Origin of the sequence: Piscinibacter sp. XHJ-5, assembly GCF_029855045.1 — a bacterium.
In the GTDB taxonomy this organism is placed as follows: Bacteria; Pseudomonadota; Gammaproteobacteria; order Burkholderiales; family Burkholderiaceae_C; genus Albitalea.
Genome location: NZ_CP123228.1, coordinates 3,364,615 through 3,386,781 on the forward strand (window position 1 = coordinate 3,364,615; position 22,167 = coordinate 3,386,781).

General features: G+C 67.3%; 15 protein-coding genes, 1 tRNA gene and 3 pseudogenes. 9 read left to right on the forward strand and 10 right to left on the reverse strand.

All coding sequences use genetic code 11. The features are described from left to right. Positions 1-51: 51 nt before the first annotated feature. The 9 genes and pseudogenes from P7V53_RS15905 to P7V53_RS15945 all read left to right on the forward strand — a co-directional run. Positions 52-1,014, forward strand: a complete 963-nt coding sequence (locus P7V53_RS15905; RefSeq protein WP_280150348.1) for a tripartite tricarboxylate transporter substrate binding protein — start codon at positions 52-54, stop codon at positions 1,012-1,014. A gap of 33 nt (positions 1,015-1,047) precedes the next feature. Beyond that, positions 1,048-1,968 carry an SMP-30/gluconolactonase/LRE family protein gene (locus tag P7V53_RS15910; RefSeq protein WP_280150349.1) on the forward strand — a complete coding sequence of 307 codons (921 nt, stop codon included), beginning with the start codon at positions 1,048-1,050 and terminating at the stop codon, positions 1,966-1,968. Positions 1,969-1,999: 31 nt separating this feature from the next. Next, on the forward strand, positions 2,000-3,667 hold the full coding sequence (locus P7V53_RS15915) for an acetolactate synthase large subunit (RefSeq protein ID WP_280150351.1): 1,668 nt from the start codon (positions 2,000-2,002) through the stop codon (positions 3,665-3,667). After that, positions 3,664-4,794: a zinc-dependent alcohol dehydrogenase family protein gene (locus P7V53_RS15920; RefSeq protein WP_280150352.1), complete on the forward strand. Its 1,131-nt coding sequence runs from the start codon at positions 3,664-3,666 to the stop codon at positions 4,792-4,794. The genes P7V53_RS15915 and P7V53_RS15920 overlap by 4 nt, the downstream gene beginning before the upstream one ends. Then, positions 4,791-5,591, forward strand: a complete 801-nt coding sequence (locus P7V53_RS15925; protein WP_280150354.1) for a poly(R)-hydroxyalkanoic acid synthase subunit PhaE — start codon at positions 4,791-4,793, stop codon at positions 5,589-5,591. Before P7V53_RS15920 ends, P7V53_RS15925 begins: the two co-directional genes overlap by 4 nt. Before the next feature lie 11 nt (positions 5,592-5,602). Then, the gene (gene phaC / locus P7V53_RS15930; RefSeq protein ID WP_280150355.1) at positions 5,603-6,709 is read left to right on the forward strand and encodes a class III poly(R)-hydroxyalkanoic acid synthase subunit PhaC; all 1,107 of its coding nucleotides are present in this window, start codon (positions 5,603-5,605) and stop codon (positions 6,707-6,709) included. Between the two features lie 6 nt (positions 6,710-6,715). Further along, positions 6,716-8,683: a CoA-transferase gene (locus P7V53_RS15935; RefSeq protein WP_280150357.1), complete on the forward strand. Its 1,968-nt coding sequence runs from the start codon at positions 6,716-6,718 to the stop codon at positions 8,681-8,683. Then, positions 8,680-8,901: a hypothetical protein gene (locus P7V53_RS15940; RefSeq protein WP_280150358.1), complete on the forward strand. Its 222-nt coding sequence runs from the start codon at positions 8,680-8,682 to the stop codon at positions 8,899-8,901. The genes P7V53_RS15935 and P7V53_RS15940 overlap by 4 nt, the downstream gene beginning before the upstream one ends. A 37-nt stretch (positions 8,902-8,938) precedes the next feature. Beyond that, positions 8,939-9,125, forward strand: a pseudogene (locus P7V53_RS15945) (transposase); the annotation flags it as partial. 46 nt (positions 9,126-9,171) lie between these two features. On the opposite strand, the pseudogene P7V53_RS31525 reads toward P7V53_RS15945, so the two are convergent. The 10 genes and pseudogenes from P7V53_RS31525 to cysS form a co-directional block, all read right to left on the reverse strand. Further along, a pseudogene (locus P7V53_RS31525) lies at positions 9,172-9,528 on the reverse strand (phage integrase N-terminal domain-containing protein); the annotation flags it as partial. Positions 9,529-10,157: 629 nt separating this feature from the next. Continuing rightward, positions 10,158-13,454, reverse strand: a complete 3,297-nt coding sequence (locus P7V53_RS15955) for an AAA family ATPase (protein WP_280156530.1) — start codon at positions 13,452-13,454, stop codon at positions 10,158-10,160. Positions 13,455-13,540: 86 nt separating this feature from the next. Next, positions 13,541-14,539 carry a tripartite tricarboxylate transporter substrate binding protein gene (locus P7V53_RS15960; RefSeq protein WP_280150360.1) on the reverse strand — a complete coding sequence of 333 codons (999 nt, stop codon included), beginning with the start codon at positions 14,537-14,539 and terminating at the stop codon, positions 13,541-13,543. 180 nt (positions 14,540-14,719) lie between these two features. Next, positions 14,720-16,021 (reverse strand): annotated as a pseudogene (locus P7V53_RS15965) (ABC transporter transmembrane domain-containing protein); the annotation flags it as partial. Between the two features lie 299 nt (positions 16,022-16,320). Then, positions 16,321-16,413: transfer RNA gene (locus tag P7V53_RS15970), tRNA-Ser, on the reverse strand. Between the two features lie 37 nt (positions 16,414-16,450). Next, on the reverse strand, positions 16,451-17,719 hold the full coding sequence (locus P7V53_RS15975) for an aspartate kinase (RefSeq protein WP_280150362.1): 1,269 nt from the start codon (positions 17,717-17,719) through the stop codon (positions 16,451-16,453). A 92-nt stretch (positions 17,720-17,811) separates the two neighbouring features. Further along, positions 17,812-19,098, reverse strand: a complete 1,287-nt coding sequence (tilS, locus tag P7V53_RS15980; RefSeq protein ID WP_280150364.1) for a tRNA lysidine(34) synthetase TilS — start codon at positions 19,096-19,098, stop codon at positions 17,812-17,814. Beyond that, positions 19,095-20,069 (reverse strand): acetyl-CoA carboxylase carboxyltransferase subunit alpha, encoded by a 975-nt coding sequence (locus P7V53_RS15985; RefSeq protein ID WP_280150365.1) that lies wholly within the window; start codon positions 20,067-20,069, stop codon positions 19,095-19,097. Before P7V53_RS15985 ends, tilS begins: the two co-directional genes overlap by 4 nt. A gap of 49 nt (positions 20,070-20,118) precedes the next feature. After that, the gene (locus P7V53_RS15990; RefSeq protein WP_280150367.1) at positions 20,119-20,781 is read right to left on the reverse strand and encodes a DNA-3-methyladenine glycosylase; all 663 of its coding nucleotides are present in this window, start codon (positions 20,779-20,781) and stop codon (positions 20,119-20,121) included. A gap of 7 nt (positions 20,782-20,788) precedes the next feature. Then, positions 20,789-22,162 (reverse strand): cysteine--tRNA ligase, encoded by a 1,374-nt coding sequence (gene cysS, locus P7V53_RS15995; protein WP_280150369.1) that lies wholly within the window; start codon positions 22,160-22,162, stop codon positions 20,789-20,791. Positions 22,163-22,167: the final 5 nt, after the last annotated feature.

Sequence of the window (22,167 nt, forward strand, 5' to 3'; positions counted from 1 at the left end):
GGCGCCGCGTCGCCCGACATGGAGAACCGAATCAATACCAGGAGACATCCCATGAAAGCATCGATTCGCGTCCTCAGTGCAGCCTCGCTCGCACTCGCAAGCCTTGCGCAAGCCCAGACGTGGCCGGCCAAGCCCGTGAAGATCATCGTGCCGTACCCGCCCGGCGGATCGGTGGATGTGGTCACCCGCAAGATGGCCGCAAAGCTGCAGGAGCAGACCGGTCAGACCTTCTTCGTCGAGAACAAGGCCGGGGCCACCGGCACGATCGGCCTGTCCCAGGTGGTGCAGGCACCGGCCGACGGCTACACGCTGGCGGCCAACGACACCACCTATGCGCTCTTGCCGCACATCTTCAAGAAGCTGCCGTTCGACCACGCCACCGACCTGGTCCCGATCAGCGCGTATGTGTTCGCGCCCATGAGCGTCGTGGTGAAAGCGGATTCGAAGTTCAAGACCCTGGGCGAACTGATCGCGGCGGCGAAGGCCGAGCCGGGAAGAGTGACCTACGGCACCGGTGGCGCAGGAACGACACCGCACTTCGCGAGCGAGGGCCTCGGCATCGCGGCCAACGCCAAGTTCATGCATGTCCCGTTCAAGGGCGCGGGCGAGGCCACGATGGGAATGCTGGGCGGCACCGTCGACTTCCAGCTGGCGTCCACCCCCGGGGTCATCAGCCAGGTCAAGGGAGGCAAGGCGCGCGTCCTGGCCGTCAGCGGTGGCAAGCGTGTCGCGGCACTGCCCGATGTCCCGACCTTTGCCGAGGCCGGCGTCAAGTACGACGGCATCATCAACTTCACCGGGGTCTGGGCACCGAAAGGCACGCCTGCGGCGGTGATCGACCGCCTGCAGAAGGAGATCGCCACGGCGATGGCCTCGCCCGACATGAAGGCGTTCGCCGAGAGCATCGCGTCCGAGCCGGGCTACTGGGATGCCAAGGCGCTTGCCAAGGATCTCGCCGAGCGCACGGCGTACTGGGGCAAGGTCGCTTCCAACACCGCATTCGAGCGGCAATAGGCGTTCGACCCCATCGCTGACGGAGGCCCTGCCATGTTCCTGCTGCAAGCACCCGAGGTTCGTGACACGGAGCTGTTCACCCGCATGCCGGAGCGATTTCGCCGCACGGGTGAGCGCTCGGACTGGGCCGATGCGAACCGCGGGGGGCAGCCCACCGATTCGTTCCTCGAGGGACCGGTGTTCGACAGGGCAGGCAATCTCTACGTCACCGACATTCCGTTTGGCCGGATCTTTCGCATCGATCCCCCGGGAGAGTGGGAACAAGTCGCAGAATGGGCCGGCGAGCCCAACGGCATGAAATTCCTCAACGAGCGCGAACTGCTGGTCACCGATTACCGCAACGGCCTGATGCTCTGCGACATCGCCAGCGGCGCCGTCCGTCCGTACCTCGAGCGACGCAACAGCGAGCGATTCAAGGGTGTCAACGACCTGGTCTTCGACAGCGGCGGCAACCTCTACTTCACAGACCAGGGTCAAACGGGACTTCACGATCCGACCGGACGCCTTTATCGGCTGCGCAAGGATGGCCGGCTCGACCTGCTGCTGGCCAACGTGCCCAGTCCCAACGGCGTGGTCCTGTCGCCCGACGAGCGCGTGCTCTATCTCGGCGTGACCCGGGGCAACGCCGTCTGGCGCGTGCCGCTGCAGGGCGACGGCAGCGTGTCGAAGGTCAGCGCTTTCTTCACGTCGTATGGCCCGAGCGGCCCTGACGGTCTTGCCATGGACCAGAAGGGACGGCTGATCGTCGCCAATCCGGGCCTCGGCGTCGCATGGGTGCTGAATCACCGCGCCGAGCCCGAAGTGGTGTTGCGCAGCTGTGCCGGCGCCTCGCTGACCAACGTCGCCTTCGGCGGTCCCGAGCGCAAGTCTCTCTACTGCACCGAATCCATCAGCGGCTCGGTGCTCCGTGCCGAGCTCGACGTCCCCGGTCTCGACGTCCATCGCCTGTGCTGACCGCGGACCCAAATACCCAGGGGACAACCCAATGAAAGCATCTGATCTTTTCGTCAAGGCCCTCGAGAACGAGGGGGTCGATCGCATCTTCGCCGTGCCCGGCGAGGAGAACCTGGACGTCGTCGAGTCGTTGCGCACATCGAGCATCGAGCTCGTGCTCGTGCGGCACGAGCAGTCGGCAGCCTTCATGGCGGCCACGCACGGCCGCCTCACCGGACGGCCCGGCGTCTGCATGGCCACGCTCGGCCCCGGCGCGCTCAACCTCGTCACGGGCGCTGCCTATGCGCACCTCGGCGCGATGCCCATGATCCTGATCACCGGCCAGAAGGCCATCATGAGCGCCCGGCAGGCACGATTCCAGATCGTCGACATTGTCGCGACGATGAAGCCGCTGACCAAGGCATCGCGGCAGATCGTGAGCGCGACCAGCATTCCGACCGTGGTGCGTGACGCCTTCCGGCTCGCTGCCGAGGAGAGGCCGGGACCGGTGCACCTCGAGCTGCCCGAGGACATCGCCGGCGAGCAGCTGCCTCTGGACGTGCCGCTCGTGCCGGTGCACCCGGTCGAGATGCCAGTGGCGCACGCCGCCGCGCTCGACCGCGCCGCCGAACTGCTGCTGCGCGCCGAACGACCGCTCGTGATGTTTGGCGCGGCTTGCAACCGGCCCCGCGTGGCAGGCGAGCTCACCGACTTCGTGCGCCGCACCGGCATCCCCTTCTTCAATACGCAGATGGGCAAGGGAACCGTCGCAGGCATCGGCACCGCCGACGGCGGCACCGAACTGTGGATGGGCACCGCCGCACTGACCGAGCGGGACTACGTGCACGAGGCGATCGACCAGGCGGACCTGATCCTGTCGATCGGCCACGACACGATCGAGAAGCCGCCATTCATCATGGGTCCCCATGGACCGAAGGTGATCCACGTCGGCTACACGCCGGCCAATGTGGAGCAGGTGTACTTTCCGCACGCCGAGGTCGTCGGAGACCTGGGGCCGAGCCTGGCCTTGCTGGCTGACCGGATCGAGGGAAAGCTTCCGAACGCGGCCGCGCTGGTGCCTCTGCGCAAGAACATTCTCGAGCGCACGCTCGCGCGCTCGGAGGAATCGCGCTTCCCGCTGACGCCGCAGCGCATCGTCAGCGACGTGCGCAAGGTCATCCCGGCCGACGGCATCGTGGCGCTGGACAACGGCATGTACAAGATCTGGTTCGCGCGCTGCTATCGCACGCGCAATGCCAACGCGCTCCTGCTCGACAACGCGCTGGCGACGATGGGCGCCGGGCTGCCGTCGGCCATGATGGCTGCGATGCTGAATCCCGGCAAGCGCGTGCTCGCGGTGTGCGGCGATGGCGGGTTCATGATGAATTCGCAGGAGCTGGAGACCGCTGTCCGGCTCAAGATGAACCTGGTCGTGCTCATCATCCAGGACGACGCCTACGGGATGATCCGCTGGAAGCAGGCGGTCGACAGCTTTGCCGACTTTGGCCTGGCGTTCGGCAATCCCGACTTCGTCAAGTATGCCGAGGCGTACGGCGCGAAAGGCCGGCGGGTCGAATCTGCCGACTCGCTCGTGGCCACGCTGGAGGCCGCTTTCTCCGAGGGGGGCGTCCAACTGGTGACCGTCCCGGTCGACTACAGCGAGAACACCCGCGTCCTCGTCGACGAGCTGCGCAATCGCGTTCGCGAGGTGGCGGCATGAGAACCCGAGCGGCTGTACTGCGGCACATCGGGCTGCCGCACCCGTACCGCGAGTCGCGGCCACTCGTCATCGAGGATGTCGAGCTGGCGCCGCCCGGGCGCGACGAGGTGCTCGTGCGCATCCGCGCCGCGGGCCTGTGCCACTCGGACCTGTCGGTGATCAACGGCGACCGGCCCCGTCCGGTGCCCATGGCGCTGGGGCACGAGGCGGCCGGCGAGGTGATGCAACTGGGCGCTGGCGTCACCGACCTCGCGGTCGGCGACCACGTTGCGCTCGTCTTCGTGCCGAGCTGCGGGCACTGCCTGCCCTGCTGCGAAGGCCGCCCCGCGCTGTGCGAGCCGGGTGCTGCGGCCAATGGCGCGGGCACGCTGCTGTCGGGCGCGCGTCGGCTCGCCCAGCCCGACGGCGCGCCGATCCACCATCACCTCGGCTGCTCGGCGTTCGCCGAGCATGCGGTGGTGTCGCGTCGCTCGCTGGTCAAGCTCGATCCGGCGTTGCCGTTCGACGAGGCAGCGCTGTTCGGTTGTGCGGTGCTCACGGGCGTCGGTGCGGTGGTGAACACCGCGCAGGTACGTGCGGGGCAGAGCATCGCGGTGATCGGGCTCGGCGGCGTGGGGCTTGCGGCTGTCATCGGCGCGGTCGCCGCCGGTGCGCGCGAGGTGATCGCCGTCGACCTGTCGTCGCAGAAGCGGGAGACGGCCTTGTCGCTCGGCGCGACATCGGCGTTCGACGGCGCAGATCCGGAGTGCGTCGACAAGATCAGGGCCGCAACGCAAGGCGGCCTCGACCACGTGTTCGAGTTCGCCGGCTCGATCCGCGCCTTCGAGACGGCCTACCGCATCACGCGCCGCGGCGGCACCACGGTGACGGCCGGGCTGCCGCCGCCGAGCGCTACCTTCGCGCTGCCGGTGGTCAACCTCGTCGCCGAAGAGCGCACCGTGAAGGGTAGCTACATCGGCACCTGCGTCCCCACGCGCGACCTGCCGCGCTATGTTTCGCTGTACCGCAGCGGGCGCATGCCGGTGGACCGGCTGATGAGCGGCCGGCTCACGCTCGACGAGATCAACGAAGGCTTCGACCGCCTGCACCGAGGTGAGGCGATCCGGCAGGTGGTGGTGTTTCCATGAGCGAGCCGACGACCCACATGGGCCAGGACTGGATTGCCGCGCAGCAGGCGATGCTGAAGGCGTTCTTCCCGTGGGCTTCCGCACAGGCTCCGGCAGCAGCCGGGATCCACGCGAGCCCGCTGGAGCAGCAGTTCGGCGAGCTGCGCGACACCTGGCAGGCGTCGGTCGCCAGGTGGACGGCGTTCGCGAAGGATGCCCCCGCCGGCAAGCTGCCAACGCCCGAGACCCTGCGCGAGATGTTCGCGCCGGCCTCGTGGACCGGCGCCGGGCACGGCGTGCTCGACGCCGCACTGCAGCGGGTGCTCGAAGGCCCGCGCTACGCCATGCTGTGGGATCACGATCGCCAGCTGCTCGAGCTGCAGCGGCTGACGCTGGAGCGCGACAAGGCCGTCGCCGCCTACCAGGCCGTCGTGCACAAGGCCTGGGGCCAGATCTCCCGGCGATTCACCAAGACGCTGAACGCCGATCCGCAGGCCGGGCCCACGTGGCGCACTCTCGTCGACCGGTGGCTCGCTGTCGCCAACGACACGCTGATCGAGGTTCACCGCTCGGACGAATTCGTCCAGGCCCAGCGGCGCATGCTGCGCTCGGCGTCCGACCGCCACCTGCAGGAGCGCAGGATCGCCGAAGCGTGGTGCGAGGCGGCGCACATTCCCACCCGCAGCGAGGTCGACGAGCTGCAACGCCTCGTGACCGAGCTGCGGCGCGAAGTGCGCCTGCTGCGCCGCGGGTCCACCGCCGCGGCAGAGCCCGCAGCCCGCCGCCCGCGCGCGGCCGCCAAGCGCAAGAGCGCCTGAGGAGGAACACGATGTCCACGAAACGCAAGTCCTCCGCCGCCCAGGCACTCGCCGAGCTCGATGACCTGAACCTCAAGCTGGCCCGCGGCCAGCGCATGCTGCAGCGACTCAAGGACGAAGACGTGCGCATCGCCACCGCCGACAAGGAAGTGGTGTTCCGCGAGGACAAGACGACGCTGTACCGCTACAAGCCCGTCACCGACAAGCGCACCGTTGACGTGCCGGTGCTGGTGGCCTACGGCCAGGTCGGGCGCTACACCATGACCGACCTGCAGGAAGACCGCTCGATGCTGCGCAACCTGCTCGCGCTGGGCGTGGACGTCTACGCGGTCGACTGGGGCAGCCCCACGCGCGGCGACCGCTGGCTGACCTTCGAGGACTACGTCGACGTCTACCTCGCCGATTGCGTCGAGCACATCTGCCGCGCACACGGCGCGCCGGCGATCAACCTGCTGGGCATTTGCGAAGGTGGCGTGTTCTCGCTGTGCTATGCGGCGCTGTACCCGAAGCGGGTGAAGAACCTGGTCCTCACGATCACACCGATCGACTTCCACCAGGACCAGGCCGAGGGTCGGCCCGGCCACGGGTTCATCAACCTGTGGACGAGGAGCCTTGCCGACGAGGACATCGAGCGCCTGATCGAAGCCAACGGCAACCTTCCCGGCGAGCTGATGAGCCATGTGTTTTCGCAGATGACGCCGGGCGCAGCGATGTCCAAGTACAACATCGGACTGCTCGACACCTTCGACGACGAGAAGAAGCTGCTGAACTTCCTGCGCATGGAGAAGTGGCTGGCCGACCGGCCGCATCACCCGGGCGAGGCGGCCAAGCAGCTGTTGATCAACCTGTACAAGAACAACGAGCTGGTGCGCGGCGAGTTCCGCCTCGGCGGGCGCGCGGTCGACCTCGCGGCCATCAAGGCGCCGGTGCTCAATGTCTACGCCAAGGACGACCACATCATCCCGCCGAAGACGACGCAGGCGCTGCGCGACGTCGTCGGCAGCAAGGACTACACCGAGATCGGCCTCGATGGCGGCCATGTCGGCGTGTTCGTCAGCGGCAAGTCGCAGGGCGTGCTCGGCATGGGCATCGTCGACTGGCTGCGCCGACGCGACTGAAGCCACATGATCCGCGACAAGATCACCACCGCCGACGAAGCGATCGCACTGATCCGCGACGGCGACGTCGTCAGCTGCTCGGGCTTCGTCGGCATCGGCACGCCCGAGGCCCTGATCACGGCGCTCGAGCGGCGCTTCGTCGAGACCGCGGCACCGCGAGACCTCGGGCTGGTGTTCGCCGCGGCGCCTGGCGACGGCAAGGACCGCGGCCTGAACCGCCTGGCGCACGAAGGCCTGGTGCGGCGCGCCGTCGGCGGTCACTGGGCCCTGGTGCCTCGCCTGGCGGCGCTGGCGACCGCCAGCCGGATCGAGGCCTACAACCTGCCGCTGGGCATCATCTCCAACCTCTACCGCGATGCGGCGGCGCATCGCGCCGGCACGCTGAGCAAGGTCGGCCTGGGCACCTTCGTCGATCCGCGACATGGCGGCGGGCGCATCAACGACAAGACGACCGATGAGCTGGTGCGGCTGATGGAGATCGACGGCGAGGAGTGGCTCTTCTACAAGGCGCCGCTGATCAACGTCGCGCTGATCCGCGGAACCACGGCCGATCCGGCCGGCAACATCACCATGGAGCGCGAGGCGCTGGTGCTCGACGCACAGGCGGCGGCCATGGCTGCGCGCAACGCCAATGGCCTGGTCATCGTGCAGGTCGAGCGCATCGCCGCTGCGGGCTCGCTCGACCCGAGGCAGGTCATCGTGCCCGGCGTGCTGGTGGACTGCGTGGTCGTGGCGCCGGCCGAAGCCCATCAGCAGACCTATGCGACGGCGTACAACGCGGCGTTCTCGGGCGAGGTGAAGGTCCCGGTCGACCGCATGACGCCAGCGCCGCTGGACGAGCGCAAGCTGATCGCCCGCCGCTGCGCGTTCGAGCTGCCGCTCGGGGGCGTCGTCAACCTGGGCATCGGTGTCCCCGAGGTCGTGGCTGCCGTCGCGGCCGAGGAGCGGGTGCTCGATCACCTGACGCTCACCGCCGAACCCGGCGTGATCGGCGGCATGCCGCAGGGCGGGCTGGACTTTGGCGCCGCGGTCAACACGCAGGCGCTCCTGCACCAGAACCAGCAGTTCGACTTCTACGACGGAGGGGGGCTGGACCTGGCCTGCCTGGGCATGGCCGAAGTCGACCGCTTCGGCAACGTCAACGTCAGCCGCTTCGGCACGCGACTCGCCGGCGCCGGCGGCTTCATCAACATCAGCCAGAACGCGCGCAGGCTGGTGTTCGCCGGCACCTTCACTGCGAGCGGGCTGGAGGTCGCGATCGAGGACGGCCGCGTGCGCATCGCGGCCGAGGGGCGGCAGCGAAAGTTCGTCGAATCGGTGCAGCAGGTCACGTTCAGCGGAGCGCTCGCGGCGCGTCGCGGGCAGACCGTCCTCTATGTCACCGAACGCTGCGTGTTCGCGTTGGGGCCCGAAGGGTTGTGCCTGGTCGAGGTGGCTCCGGGCATCGACGTGGACCGCGACATCCTGGCCCACATGGCATTCCGGCCGAAGATCGGCGACGACCTCAAGATGATGGATGCGCGCATCTGCCGCCCCAAGCCGATGCAGCTCTTCGCATCACTGCTGGACCTGCAGCTGGCCGATCGGCTGAGCTACGACGCCGAACGAAACGCGCTGTTCGCGAACTTCGCGGGGCTCGTGATCCGAAGCGCGGACGACATCCAGAGCGTGCGCCGCGTCTTCGAGGCGCTGTGCGAGCGCATCGGGCACAAGGTCGCGCTGGTGGTCGACTACGACGGCTTCCGGCTCGACGAGTCGCTCAGCGACGCGTACTTCGAGATGGTGAGCGATCTGCAGGCCAGGTACTACAGCACTGCGGTGCGCTACACGACCAGCGCTTTCATGCGCATGAAGCTCGGCGCGGAGCTCGAGGCACGGCGCTTCGCCGCGCATGTGTTCGAGACGCACGGCGAGGCGGTGGCGTTTGCCGAGCGGCTTGCGTCACTGCGCCGTGACAGCGGGGATTCACCGTGAGACGAGACACGCCGATCGACTGGGCAGCCGTCGAGGTCGACTACCGGGCCGGGCGCTTGTCGCTGCGCGAGCTCGGCGAGAAGCACGCGTGCTCGCACTCGACGATCGCCAACTTCGCGACCCGGCACGCCTGGTCACGCAAGGCGGACGCGCGAGGCGCTGTCCAAGAGGGGATGGAGCTTTCGCTGGTCGTGTGCGCCGCGTCGCCCCGAGCGTAGCCGGCGCAGCAAGGTGATGAGTGCTTGAGGCAGACGAATGAGCAATCTCGATTCGTCTGCGGCTCGTGTGTAGCGACCTCTGCAGAGCATGGCGGCGGTGGCCAAGTCCTGGGCATCGCGGAACAGACGCTGTACAACTGGATCAAGCTCGATCGTGAGGGCAAGCTGGGCGGGGCTGGGGCCAAGCCGTGAGCGCGGAGCAGATGGAGATTGCGCGGCTGCGAGTACTTCCCCAAGCAGGCTCGTGGCGGCCATCTGTCGGTAGCCGACCTCATGCAACTGGGTCGCGAACAAGCTGAGCATGCGTTCGCGGTCGGCCTGCGTCGCGTAGCTGCCGTCGTGGTTGCGGTGGGCCAGTTGCTTCAGGTTGTAGTTGAGGTCCTTCATGGCGTCGGTCTCCGGCAAGGGCGGGCTGTCGGTCAGCGCGGCGGCTAGCGTCTGCGGGGTCATTGGCGGTCTCCGGTTTCGTTGCCGTCGGCGTGTGGTCTGCGGTGGCACGCCGGCACGCCGGGCGGTGTGTCGGGTTGTCAGGTCAGTGTTTCTGGCCGCCTTGCCAAGCGCACTTGGCAAGGACATCGAGGGCAGCGGGACACCACTCCCTTGCGGACATCCTCGGCTTCCTTCCATGTTGACGATGGAGGGCTCTGCCCCGGAGGCGAGAACCCTGGGCAGTGCGCGAGCGCGCCATGAATAAGCCCCGGCGATGCGGGGCTTGTGTAAGCGTGCGACGAACACCGCATTGACGCGGTACCCGGGTGTTGGCCCGCAGTCCGATCATCCGCGACGCGCCAATGCGTCCAGCACGATGCGCAGCCGATGTCCGTCCACCTCACCGTGCAGCTTCAGGCGCGCACCGAAGACTTCGAGCTCGATGTGCCGGCGCCGCTGGGGCTGCAGCCACAGGAGCCGGACCTGCCGGACCGGCATCGATGGTGATTGGCAGCAACGTCACCGCCTGCGCGCCGGCGGTGATCTGCTCGTCCACTGTCATTCAGCGAAGACTCGCTTGCCGTTGCTCAGAACCGCTCGGCGGTCGGTCCAGTCCATTCAGCGGTGTGTCTGCAGTCCGACATTGCGGACAAATGTTGACTTGCTTAGGTCCTCGCCGCAACGCGATGCGGACAGGACGCTTACCGAGAGCAGACATCAGGCGCCACATTTTCGGCAGGTCTGCCGGCGCTGCTCCGGCTCTGTCGTTGACCTGACGGCTCGCGCGCCGCCACCGACGTCACTTGGCGCGCATCGTGCAAACTGGATCAGGCGCCTTGCTTCAGCTTGCTCATCAACTCCCGGGCCTCGATGAGGTCCACCGTATCGACGTCATCGTCGAACCAGGCATAGACGGGGCTCAGCAAGTTCATGGCCCGCTCATGTTGGCCACCGTCAGCCCAAACGCGAGCCAGGCTGATGGCCGAACGCAGCTCCCACAACTTTGCGCCGCGAGGGCGGGCAAGGGTGAGCGCGTGCTGGAACGAATTCACAGCCTGCGTCGGCTGGCCGTGCGGGTCCCTCAGGATCACTTCGCCGCGCAAGCGTGACAGCTCCGCCTCGCACCACCCCAGAGCGGCCTTGTCGCATTGCTCAATCGCGCGATCCACCGTTTCCAACGCTTCGTCGTGTCGCCCAGCCCCGGCGAGCGCCGACGCCAGTCCCGCCATGAAGAACGGAACGTACAGTCGCGCTCCCATGGCGGTGAGTTCCTCCAACCCGGCTTCGTAATCGCTCACGGCCTCATCGGGCGGCCGGCCGGACGCTAGTGCAATCCAACCTCGCAGGCAGCTGACATAGCCTCTATACAGGCGCAGACGATGCCTGTTCGCCAACTGGGCCAGCGCTTCGACATCCAGGCAGACCAAAGCGATGTCCCGCACGAAGGTCGCTCGCAAAGCGAAGAGGAAATGCATGAATGCCCTCACATCGATTTGCCGCAGGCTGCTGACAATGCGGCGCGCCTGTTCCGACAGCGCATGGCTCTGTTTGGCAAGACCCTGGATCTGGCGTACCCAGGCTAACCATGCCAGGCGGCCGGCAGCAGGATCGAAGCCGAATTGAAGATCCGATTCCGCAGCCTCCGCAGGATCGAGGGCGCCGAGCAAGCCCTTCATTTGATCGAAGTGTCGGCATGCCGTGGTGAATTCGCCGAGCAGGACATGGGAGGTGGCCACGATGCGGTGCGCGCAGAGCAGCACCTGGGGCTCCCCGTCGTCCTGCGCATCGGCAAGGCTGCGGACTGCCAGCCGCAACGCATCCCGAATCTCGGCACGGTTGATATGCCCCGCCCACAAGCCATACTGCGCCCTGAAACGGTGTGACGCGTCGTCTGTGCCGACGTCGAACAGCTCGTACGCGCGCTCGAAGGCTTGCCTTGTGTCGCTCGCACCATAGCCACGGCTGCCTCGATAGGCCTGTCCCAACTGCAGCTGGAGCACCAGTTCCTGGCCCCGACGGTCGACACCATCCTCCCGTGCCTGAGTGAGCTGGATGGCATGGGACAGGTAGCCGGCGGCTTCACCGTAGGCCGACTTCGCCAGCGCAGCTTCGCCGGCTTTGCGCCAGTAGCCGACGGCCTTGTCGGCCTGCCGAGCGCCTTGCGCATGGTGAGCCAGCATTTCCGGCGGCGTGTCCCGCCGTGCTTCGAGCAGCTCCAGGATGCGCGTGTGGATGGTCTGCTGCCTGCTGCGCAGCAGGCTGTCGTACGCCGCTTCCTGCACGAGTGCGTGTTTGAAGACGTACCGCGGATGGGCCGGATCGCCTTGGCGGAACACCAGCTCGGCGGTGACCAGCTTGACGATGGCCGCATCCACCGCGTCGCGCCGGTCGGCCACCGCCATCAGCATGCTCCGATCGAACTCTCGCCCGATGCACGCGGCCACCTGCGCGACTTCTTTCACCTCGGGAATCGCGTCGAGCCGCGCCAGCAGCGAGCCGTGCAGCGATGCGGGAATGGCAGCCTCGCCCGTCTCGAGCACCGCCCGTGTCAGCTCCTCGACGAACAGAGGCACCCCGTCGCTTTGCGTCACGATCGTCGAGCGCGTCACTGCTTGCAGCGCCTCACCGCCCAGCCGCGCCACCAGCGCCTCGACATTCGCGCGGCTCAATCGGCTCAATGACAGCCTCGTCACGCTCGGGTGCACGGCCAGTCCCGGCCGATGGTTCGGCCGGCTGGTCATGAGCATCAATATGCGCGCGCGGTCGATGTTGTCCAGGCAGCGACCGATGAGCTCCTCTGTCGTCGGGTCGATCCAGTGCGCATCCTCGACAATGAGCAGCAGCGGCTGTTCTGCGGCCAGCTCGAACAACTGCTCGACCAGCACCTCGAGCGTGCGCTCGCGCACGACCTGCGGCGTCATCTCGAGTGGCCCGTAGCGCTGCGTGCCATTGAGCCCCAGCAGCGCGGCGTACAACGCCGCAGTCTCACCTTCGCCCGCTACCGCCTCGAGCTTGTCCAACGCGGCCTCGTTGCTGTCCTCGCCTGCCAGCCCTGCCAAGGTGCCGAGCCGCTGAATTACCGGCCACAGCATGCTGCCCGTGTGGTACGGCGAGCACTGCCACGTGACGGCCCAGTGCGGCTGCTGCGCGCATACATCGAGCAGCGCCCGCGCGAGGCGCGACTTGCCGATGCCCGCATCACCCGACAGCAACAACGCGACGCCCTCGCCGCTTTGCGCCTGCACCCAGCGCCCCGTCAGCAGCGCCAGCTCGTGGTCGCGCCCGATCATCGGGGTCAGCTCGTGCCCCCGGCGCGCGTCGAAGCGGCTGTGGGCGGTGCGCTTGTCGATGACAGCATACGCGGCCACCGCATCGGAGATGCCTTTCAACGCATGCTGCCCCAGCGGCCGCAGGGCGAAACTCGAACCAAGCAGCCGCCGCGTGAGCTCGTCGATCACTACCTGTCCGGGCTCGGCCAAGCCGAGCACGCGCGCGCCCAGATTCGGCGCCAAACCCACGGCCGACTGATCCCGCGCCGGCCCTTCGTGGATCAGGTCGCCCACCACCACCGAACCGGTGGCGATGCCCACCCTCGCCTGCACTGCGCGACCGGTCATGGTCCGCAGCGCTTTCACTCGGCGAACCAGCGTCAACCCAGCGCTTACCGCGCGCTCGGCATCGTCCTCATGCGCGCGCGGCCAGCCGAAATACGCCAGCATGCAATCAACGTAGAAGTTCGCCACATGGCCGTCGTACTCCGCCACCATCCGCGTGCACGCTTCATGGAATTGCTGAATCACGGCGCGCTGCGGCTCGGGATCCAACCCCTCGTCGTCCGAGACCGTCTCCGGCGTGACCATCTGGCAATAAAGCACCGACAATTGCCGCCGCTCGGCCCCGGTGCCTTGCGCGCTGGCGGACGACGCCGATGCCACGGGGGGCTCGCGGACCAATGCGGCGATCGCCGCGGAAAGTCTGCGGCGATGCCCAACCGAGGTCACGCCGATCTCGGCCAAGTCGGCCTCGGTCAGGCGAGGGAGCGTCGTCTCGTCGACGTCGTTATCGATGAACGCGTCGACGTAACGCTCCAGTCCCAACTCGCGAAGCCAGTCCGATACGTTCATCTTCAACCGGGCCGCACGAGTTCGGGTGCCGCCTTTTGCTGTTGTGAGCGCTCTAGTCCCCTGTAACGGAGAAATGGCGGTGCTGATCAATCGGGACGAACACCTGCGGCTCTCACGACCCGGCCCCATTTCTTCACCTCGGCCGCGATCAGGCTGGTGAATTCCGCGCTGGTGCCGCCGGCGCTCAACCAACCCTCGGCGGTCCACCGGTCCTTCAAAGGAGAAGCCCGCACTATGCGGGCCAGTTCCCGCTGCAGCCGCGCGGTCACGTCGGGCGGCATGTCCGCCGGCCCGAGCACGCCCGCCCAGCTGCTCACCTCGTAGCCGCGCAGCTGCGGGCCCCCCGCTTCCTGCACGGTAGGCACATCCTGCAGCACCGGCACGCGGTGCGAGGGCGTCACCGCCAGGGGCAACAGCCGGCCTGCCCGTATGTGCGCTATCGACGACGGCACTGCGTCGAACATGACGTCGACGCTGCCGGCCACCAGGTCCAGCAATGCAGGACCGGAGCCGCGATAGGGGATGTGGACCATGAAGGTCCTCGTCATCTGCTTGAACAACTCGCCGGCGAGGTGGATGGAAGTGCCGTTGCCGGCGGAGGCCATGTTCAGCCGTCCCGGGTTGGCCGTCGCGAAGCGGACCAGGTCGTGCACGCTGGCGATGCCGCGTTCGCGCGCTTTCGCGGGGTTCATCACCAGCACGTTGCCGGTCGCAGCCACCATGCTCACCGCCGTGAAGTCCTTTATCGGGTCGTAGGACAGCCTCGGGAACAAGGCAGGGCCGATGGCATGGGTGCCGATGGTCCCCACCATCAGCGTGTAGCCGTCGGGCGCGGCCTTCGCCACCTCGGCGGTGCCGATGATGGCGCCGCCGCCCGGCCGGTTATCCACCACGAAAGGCTGCCCGAACGCAGCCGTGAGCTCGGGCGCCAGCATGCGAGCCACGAGATCGGTGGCTCCGGCGGGCGCATAGGGCACCACCAAGCGCACGGACTTGATCGGCCACGCGGTCTCAGCAGGAACCATCGAGGGGGCGAGCAGCCAGCCAGTCATCGCAACCTGCGCACGACGTCGGGTCAAGGGCATGGTTGTCTCCTACAACCTCCGGTCCATCTTGGCAGGTGGTTGGGCGCGCCGCAAGTACCCACTAAGCCATCGCGGCGGCCCGCAGCCCTGTCACCAGCTGCCTGCATGTAGATTCGGAAATCGGGTGCATCAGTCCGACGACGCCGAGACGAATCGGATGGCGTTGCGCCACGGCATTGCTCATGGCGCCGTCCCTCCCTGCATCGTCCACAGATGCGCATACAGCCCCTGCGGCCGCTGGCGCAGCGCGTCATACGTGCGCTCTTCGACGATGCGCCCCTTGTCCATCACGACGATGCGATGCGCCTGCCGGACCGAGCTCAGCCGGTGCGCGATGACGATCACCGTGCGCCTGCGGCAAATGGCGGCCATGTTGCGCTGGAGGATCGCCTCGCTCTCGTAGTCGAGCGCGCTGGTCGCTTCATCGAAGATGGTCGAACTGGATGCGCCCCTTCAGCGGCGGCAGCTGCGCCGCCGTGCTCGGCGGCATCTCGGTGCGCGCGTTCAGGATGTCGCCCAGGCGCGCCATCGAGATGCCGGTCTGCTGGAAGTCGGTCCACAGCTGCGCCATGCGCACGATGGGCTGCGCAACGCGCTGCGCGAACATGTTGAAGGCGACGAACTGGCCGACGCTCAGCTCCTGGTCCATCGCCAACCGCGCGCCGTACCAGAGCGTGGCCGCGTCCACCAGCTTGCCGATCAGGTTGATGCCTTCGTGGCCGTAGCTGGCGAGCGTCTGCGTCTTGAAGCTCGCGCTGACGTAGGCCGCGAGCTGGTTGTTTCAGCGTCGCGCCAGCACCGGCTCCGGGGCGCCGGCCTTCACCGTCTGGATGGTGACGGTCTCGACCAGCAGCGCCCGGTTCTCGGCGCCGCGCGCGAACTTCTCGTTCAGGCGTGCGCGCAGGATCGGCACGAGGATCAGGCTCAAGCCGACATACAGCGGCAGGCTCACCAGCACGATCAGCGTCAGCGGCACGCTGTAGGCGAATATCACCGCGACGAAGATCACCGAGAACATCACGTCCAGCACCAGCGTGACGGCGTTGCCGGTGAGGAAGCTGCGGATGTTCTCCAGCTCGCGCACCCGCGCCACCGAATCGCCGACCCGCCGCGCCTGGAAGTACGCCAGCGGCAAGCTCACCAAATGGCGGAACAGGCGCGCACCCAGCTCGACGTCGATGCGACTCGTGGTGTGGCTGAACACATAGGTACGCAAGGCCGTCAACACGCTCTCGAACAGCACCACGACGATGAGCCCGATGACCAGCACGTCGAGCGTGGTCATGCCGCGATGCACCAGCACCTTGTCCATCACGACCTGGAGGAACAGCGGGCTGACCAGAGCTGCAGGAACAGCGACACCAGCAGCACCTCGCCGAGCAGCTTGCGGTACTTGACCAGGCTGGGGATGAACCAGCTGAAGTCGAACTTGGCCACCTCACCGGCGAGCGACGCGCGGCTGGCGATCAGGATGAGCTCGCCGCACGCAACCCATCCCCACGAGTCGGGGAATCCGGGTCAGTCAAGGGCCCAGCCAGCAGTGGGAGTCAGTGGCGCTAGACCCAGACGCCCTTAGCTGGAGACCAAGTCGTTGAACGCGGCGACGCGCGATGTCGGCGATGTTCGAGCCATCGGCTTTACCATCGGGGCGCTCAGCCACCAGCAGTCGGCAGCGCAGATCGATGAGGTTTTGAGGCAGACAACCGATCGATGTCGATTCGTCTGCATTCGTTCATAGTGGACCCTACAAACGAAAAAGTCGTTTAAATCAACGACTTACTTGGCGGAGCCGGAGGGATTCGAACCCTCGATGCAGGTTTTGCCCGCATACTCCCTTAGCAGGGGAGCACCTTCGGCCTCTCGGTCACAGCTCCAAAGTCAGCCGGGATTCTAACCCCGACTTGCGCGTCCTCAGGCTGCCGCCTGGTCCAGGTCGAAGGCCTTGTGCAGGGCGCGCACCGCGAGCTCCATGTACTTCTCGTCGATCACGACGCTGGTCTTGATCTCGCTGGTCGTGATCATCTGGATGTTGATCCCTTCCTGGCTCAGCGCGCTGAACATGCGGCTGGCCACGCCGACGTGCGAGCGCATGCCGATGCCGACGATGCTGACCTTGCAGATCTTCGGGTCGCCGGAGAGCTGCTCCGCGCCGGTCTTGGGCATCACCGCGGTCTTCAGCAGGTCCATCGTGCGCTGGTAGTCGTTGCGGTGCACGGTGAACGAGAAGTCGGTCTTACCGTCGTGGCCGATGTTCTGGATGATGACGTCGACGTCGATGTTGGCGTCGGCCACCGGGCCGAGGATCGCGTACGCGATGCCCGGGCGGTCGGGCACACCGAGCAGGCTGACCTTCGCTTCGTCGCGGTTGAAGGCAATGCCCGACACAACGGCTTGTTCCATTTTCTCGTCTTCCTCAAAAGTGATCAGCGTGCCCGATCGAGCCTCTTCGTCGATCGGGATGTCCCAGGGCGTGAAGCTCGACAGCACGCGCAGCGGCACGCGGTACTTGCCTGCGAATTCCACCGAGCGGATCTGCAGGACCTTGGAGCCCAGGCTCGCCATCTCGAGCATCTCTTCGAAGCTCACGGTCTGCAGCCGGCGTGCCTCGGCCACGATGCGCGGGTCGGTGGTGTAGACGCCGTCGACGTCGGTGTAGATGAGGCACTCGTCGGCCTTCATCGCCGCAGCCACCGCCACCGCCGAGGTGTCGGAGCCACCGCGGCCCAGCGTCGTGATGTGGCCCTGGTCATCGATGCCCTGGAAGCCGGTGATGATGACCACCTTGCCGGCAGCCAGATCGCCCCGCACGCGCTTGTCCTCGATGCTCTGGATGCGCGCCTTGGTGTAGGCGCTGTCGGTCGTGATCGGCACTTGCCAACCCGTGTAGCTCACGGCCTGCATGCCCTCGGCCTGCAGCGCGATCGCGAGCAGGCCCACCGACACCTGCTCGCCGGTGGAGGCGATCATGTCGAGCTCGCGCTGCAGCTCGGGCGTCGTGCTGGCGGGCGACAGCTCCTTGGCCAGCCCCAGGAGGCGGTTGGTTTCGCCGCTCATCGCCGAGGGAACGACGATCATCTGGTGGCCGGCCCGGGCCCACTTGGCGACGCGCTTGGCGACGTTGCGGATGCGCTCGGTCGACCCCATCGAGGTGCCGCCGTACTTGTGAACGATGAGTGCCATGGAGTGAAGTCTTGGTCGCGGTGCAGGAATGAGGGGTCACGCCGCGAACGTGAACCGCGCATTTTAGCGGCGCCGTGCCGACGGCCCGCCGGCTACGGCGACAGCCATCGCAAGGCGACCAGCGGCTGCCCCGGCAGGCCGATCACCCGCGCGTCGATGCCGAGCCCCGGCACGAAGACCAGCTGGCCGCCGCTGTACACCAGCGGCCCTTCACGCTCCCACGCCGGTACCGCGGCGGCCTGGTATTGCTTTTTCAGGCTGCGCGGCGGACGTCCGGTCCCGGCCTGGAACCGCTCGCCGCCGCTGCGCGGCTTCAGCTGCGCGTGCGCCAGCCATGCGAGCGGCACGCCACCCTCGGCCACCGGCTCGACGAGCAGACGGCCGCCCCATCCCGGCAAGGCATGAACGCCCGTGTGGCGAATGCTCAGCAGCGTCTCGCGGTCCGCGAGGGGCGTGGGCCGCTGCGGTGCGGGTTCGAAGCGCAGCCGCCCGCGATACGAGCGCAGCACGCCCGACTCGACGGGCCAGGTGCGGGCGCGGGTCGTGGCGAGCTCGTCCATCAGCCGGCTCACCAGGCTCGCGCCCGCGGCGCGCCCCATGCGGCCTCGCAGCCACGCCCGCAGCGCGTTGCTGCGCCGCGCGGTCGAGAGCGCTTGCCACGCACGCACATCGAGTCCCTTGTCATCGGCCAGGTGCTGCAGGTCCATCGCCGCCAGCTCGTCGAGGCAGGCAGTCGCCTGCTGTGCCCATTCGGCCGCATCCGCCAACGCCGCTTCGGACTGCGGGAAGGCTTCGGTCAGCGCGGTCCACACGCCGTGCCGCATGCGGTTGCGCGCAAAGCGGGTGTCGGCATTGCTGTCGTCGTCGACATGCGCGAGCCGGTGCCGCCGCACATACGCCTCGATGCGCTCCCGCGGCACATGCAGCCACGGCCGCATCCAGGTGACGCCGTCGCGGTCGGCTCGCACCGGCATGCCGGACAGTCCGGCGACCCCGGCCGAGCGCAGCGCCTGCAGCAGGAAGGTCTCGGCCTGATCGCGCCGGTGGTGCGCCAGCAGCACCAGCGACGCGCCGTGCTCGACCGCCATCTCGCGCAGCGCGCGGTAGCGCGCCTGCCGCGCCCACGCTTCGACGCTGTCGCCCTTCTGCGGATGCGTGAGCAGCCGTCTCGCCACGAAGCGGACCGGCCATCCGCGCTTGGCCCAGCGCGCGCACTGCCGCTCGACGAGCGCCTGCCACTCGTCGGCGTTCGGACTCAGGCCGTGATGGACATGCAGAGCGAGCACTTCGACGCCCTGCTCTGCCGCCGCCTTCAGCGTGGCATGCAGGAGCGCGATGGAATCACGGCCGCCGCTGCAGGCGACCGCGACGCGGTTCATGCATGTTCGGTGGTGTCGTTGAAGCGACCGTAGGACTGCAGTCGTTCATAGCGCCGCTGCAGCAGCTCCTTGGGCTTGAGGTCGCTGACCTGGCGCAGCGCGTCGTTGAGACCGCGCTTCAGATACGCGGCCATCTGCTTGGGGTCGCGGTGCGCGCCGCCGACCGGCTCGTTGACGATCTTGTCCACCAGGCTCAGCGCCTTCAGGCGATGCGCGGTGATGCCGAGCGCCTCGGCCGCGTCGGAGGCGCGCGCCGCGGTCTTCCACAGGATGGATGCGCAGCCTTCCGGCGAGATGACCGAGTAGACCGCGTACTGCAGCATCAGCACCTGGTCGGCGACGCTGATGGCCAGCGCGCCGCCCGATCCGCCTTCGCCAATGATGGTGGAGATGATCGGCACCTCGAGCTGCGCCATCTCGTAGATGTTGCGCCCGATCGCCTCGGACTGGCCGCGCTCCTCGGCGCCGATTCCGGGATAGGCCCCCGGCGTGTCGACGAAGGTGAACACCGGCATGCCGAACTTCTCGGCGAGCTTCATGAGGCGCAGTGCCTTGCGGTAGCCCTCGGGGCGCGACATGCCGAAGTTGCGCAGGCCACGCTCCTTGGTGTCGCGGCCCTTCTGGTGACCGATCACCATGCAGGCCTGGCCGTTGAAGCGCGCGAGGCCGCCGACGATGGACTGGTCATCGGCGAAGTGCCGGTCGCCGTGCAGTTCCTGGAAGTCGCTGAAGATGTCGGCGACGTAGTCCAGCGTGTAGGGCCGCTGCGGATGGCGCGCGATGAGCGTCACCTGCCAGGGCGTCAGGCTGGAGTAGATGTCCTTCGTGAGCTGCAGGCTCTTCTTGCTGAGGCGGTCGATCTCCTCGGAGATGTCGACGGCCGATTCGCTTTGCACGTAGCGCAGCTCTTCGATCTTGGTCTCGAGCTCGGCGACGGGCTGCTCGAACTCCAGGAAATGTCGTTTGCTCATGCAATGTGTCCTTGCTTTTATCCCGCTGAACGACCGCGGCCCACGAAGGTCAGTAGTCTACCGGCAGCGGATCGAGGCTCCGCCAGATGTACCAGGTGGCGACCGAGCGGAAAGGCGCCCACGCGTCGCCCACTTCGCGCGCCTCCGCACGCGACACCGGCTCGCCGCTGAAGTAGTTGACGCTGATGCCCTTGATGAGGCCCAGGTCGTCCAGCGGAAGCACGTTCGGACGCATCAGGTGGAAGATGAGGAACATCTCCGCTGTCCAGCGGCCGATGCCGCGGATCGCGACCAGCTCCTCGATGATTGCCTCGTCGTCCATCTGCTGCCACAGCGGCACGTGCACCGCGCCGGAGGCGAAGTGCGCCGCGAGGTCGACCAGGTATTCGATCTTGCGGGCCGACAGGCCGGCGGCGCGCATCTCGGCGGCATCGAGCGCCAGCACCGAATACGGATGAATGCGGTTGGGCAGGCCTGGCGTCAGCGAGGCGAAGCGGTCCCACACCGACTGCGCCGCCTTCACGGAGATCTGCTGGCCGACGATGGACCGCGCGAGCGTGGTGAAGGCATCGCCGCGACTCTGCAGACGCCCCTCGCCGAGCTGCGGGATCAACTTGCGCATCACGCGATCGCGCTTGGACAGGTGTCGGCAGGCCTCGTCCCAGTAGGACGGCGTCACGTCGCATCCGTCGTCGGAATCGGCAACGCTCATGGGCGCCTCAGGCCTTGACCCAGGTGGTGCCTTGCGGCGAGTCCTGCAGCACGATGCCCTCGGCGAGCAGGTCCTTGCGGATCTGGTCGGCGCGCGCGAAATCGCGTGTCTGCTTGGCTGCCGCGCGCTCGGCGATGAGCTGCGCGATGCGCGCCTCGTCGCCGCCCAACCCACCTTGCAGATGGCTGCGCGGCGGCTGCTGCAGCAAACCCAGCGTGGCGCCGAGCGCCTTCAGCATGCCGGCGGCCTGCGCCGAGCGGCCGCGGTTGACTTCGCTCGCCAGGTCGAACAGCACGGCGAAGGCGGCCGGCGTGTTGAAGTCGTCGTTCATCGCGGCGCGGAACGCCGCCGCATGCGGCTCGGACCAGTCGACGGCCACCGGCGCGGGCGGCACGAGGTCGAGTGCGGTGTACAGACGGCGCAGCGCATGGCGCGCATCGTCGAGGTTGACGTCGCTGAAGTTGAAAGGGCTTCGGTAATGCGTGCGCAGCATGAAGAAGCGCACCGTTTCGCCGTCGTATTGCTTCAGCACGTCGCGGATGGTGAAGAAGTTGCCGAGCGACTTCGACATCTTCACGTTGTCGACATTGAGGAAGCCGTTGTGCAGCCAGTAGTTGACGAACGGCTTGCCGGTAGCGCCTTCGCTCTGCGCGATCTCGTTCTCGTGGTGAGGGAACTGCAGATCCATGCCGCCGCCGTGGATGTCGAAGTGCTGGCCGAGGATGGCGCAGCCCATCGCGGAGCATTCGATGTGCCAGCCCGGGCGGCCGGCGCCGAAGGGACTGGGCCATTTGGCGTCTTCGGGTTCGGTGTCCTTGGCGCTCTTCCACAACACGAAGTCGAGCGGGTCTTCCTTGCCGTCGAGCACGGCGACGCGCTCGCCGGCGCGCAGCTGGTCGATGGACTTGCCCGAGAGCTTGCCGTAGCCGGAAAACTTGCGCACGGAATAGTTCACATCGCCGTTGGGTGCGCGATAGGCGAGGCCCTTGTGCTCCAGCGTCGCAATCATCTCGAGCATCTGCGGCACGTGGTCCGTGGCGGCCGGCTCGTGGGTGGGCCGGGCGATGCCCAGTGCATCGAAGTCGGCATGCATGGCGCCGGCCATTTCTTCGGTGAGCCGGCGGATCGGCATTCCGCGCTCGAGTGCGCGGCGGATGATCTTGTCGTCGATGTCGGTGATGTTGCGGACGTAGGTCACCTTGTAGCCGAGCGCCTGCAGCCAGCGATACACCATGTCGAAGGCAAGCTGCGAACGCGCGTGCCCCATGTGGCAGAGGTCGTAGACCGTGATCCCGCAGACATACATGCGCACATGATCCGGCTCGATGGGCTTGAACTCTTCTGTCTCGCGGGACAGTGTGTTGTAGATGCGCAGGTTCATGAGAC

Bases quoted from the DNA above. Each gene is read 5' to 3' on its own strand.
- P7V53_RS15960 (WP_280150360.1), bottom strand. From the start codon at position 14,539: ATGCCCTTGACCCGACGTCGTGCGCAGGTTGCGATGACTGGCTGGCTG.
- tilS (WP_280150364.1), bottom strand. From the start codon at position 19,098: ATGAACCGCGTCGCGGTCGCCTGCAGCGGCGGCCGTGATTCCATCGCG.
- P7V53_RS15985 (WP_280150365.1), bottom strand. From the start codon at position 20,069: ATGAGCAAACGACATTTCCTGGAGTTCGAGCAGCCCGTCGCCGAGCTC.
- P7V53_RS15955 (WP_280156530.1), bottom strand. From the start codon at position 13,454: ATGAACGTATCGGACTGGCTTCGCGAGTTGGGACTGGAGCGTTACGTC.
- P7V53_RS15915 (WP_280150351.1), top strand. From the start codon at position 2,000: ATGAAAGCATCTGATCTTTTCGTCAAGGCCCTCGAGAACGAGGGGGTC.
- P7V53_RS15920 (WP_280150352.1), top strand. From the start codon at position 3,664: ATGAGAACCCGAGCGGCTGTACTGCGGCACATCGGGCTGCCGCACCCG.
- P7V53_RS15935 (WP_280150357.1), top strand. From the start codon at position 6,716: ATGATCCGCGACAAGATCACCACCGCCGACGAAGCGATCGCACTGATC.
- P7V53_RS15925 (WP_280150354.1), top strand. From the start codon at position 4,791: ATGAGCGAGCCGACGACCCACATGGGCCAGGACTGGATTGCCGCGCAG.
- P7V53_RS15910 (WP_280150349.1), top strand. From the start codon at position 1,048: ATGTTCCTGCTGCAAGCACCCGAGGTTCGTGACACGGAGCTGTTCACC.
- P7V53_RS15990 (WP_280150367.1), bottom strand. From the start codon at position 20,781: ATGAGCGTTGCCGATTCCGACGACGGATGCGACGTGACGCCGTCCTAC.
- cysS (WP_280150369.1), bottom strand. From the start codon at position 22,162: ATGAACCTGCGCATCTACAACACACTGTCCCGCGAGACAGAAGAGTTC.
- phaC (WP_280150355.1), top strand. From the start codon at position 5,603: ATGTCCACGAAACGCAAGTCCTCCGCCGCCCAGGCACTCGCCGAGCTC.
- P7V53_RS15905 (WP_280150348.1), top strand. From the start codon at position 52: ATGAAAGCATCGATTCGCGTCCTCAGTGCAGCCTCGCTCGCACTCGCA.
- P7V53_RS15975 (WP_280150362.1), bottom strand. From the start codon at position 17,719: ATGGCACTCATCGTTCACAAGTACGGCGGCACCTCGATGGGGTCGACC.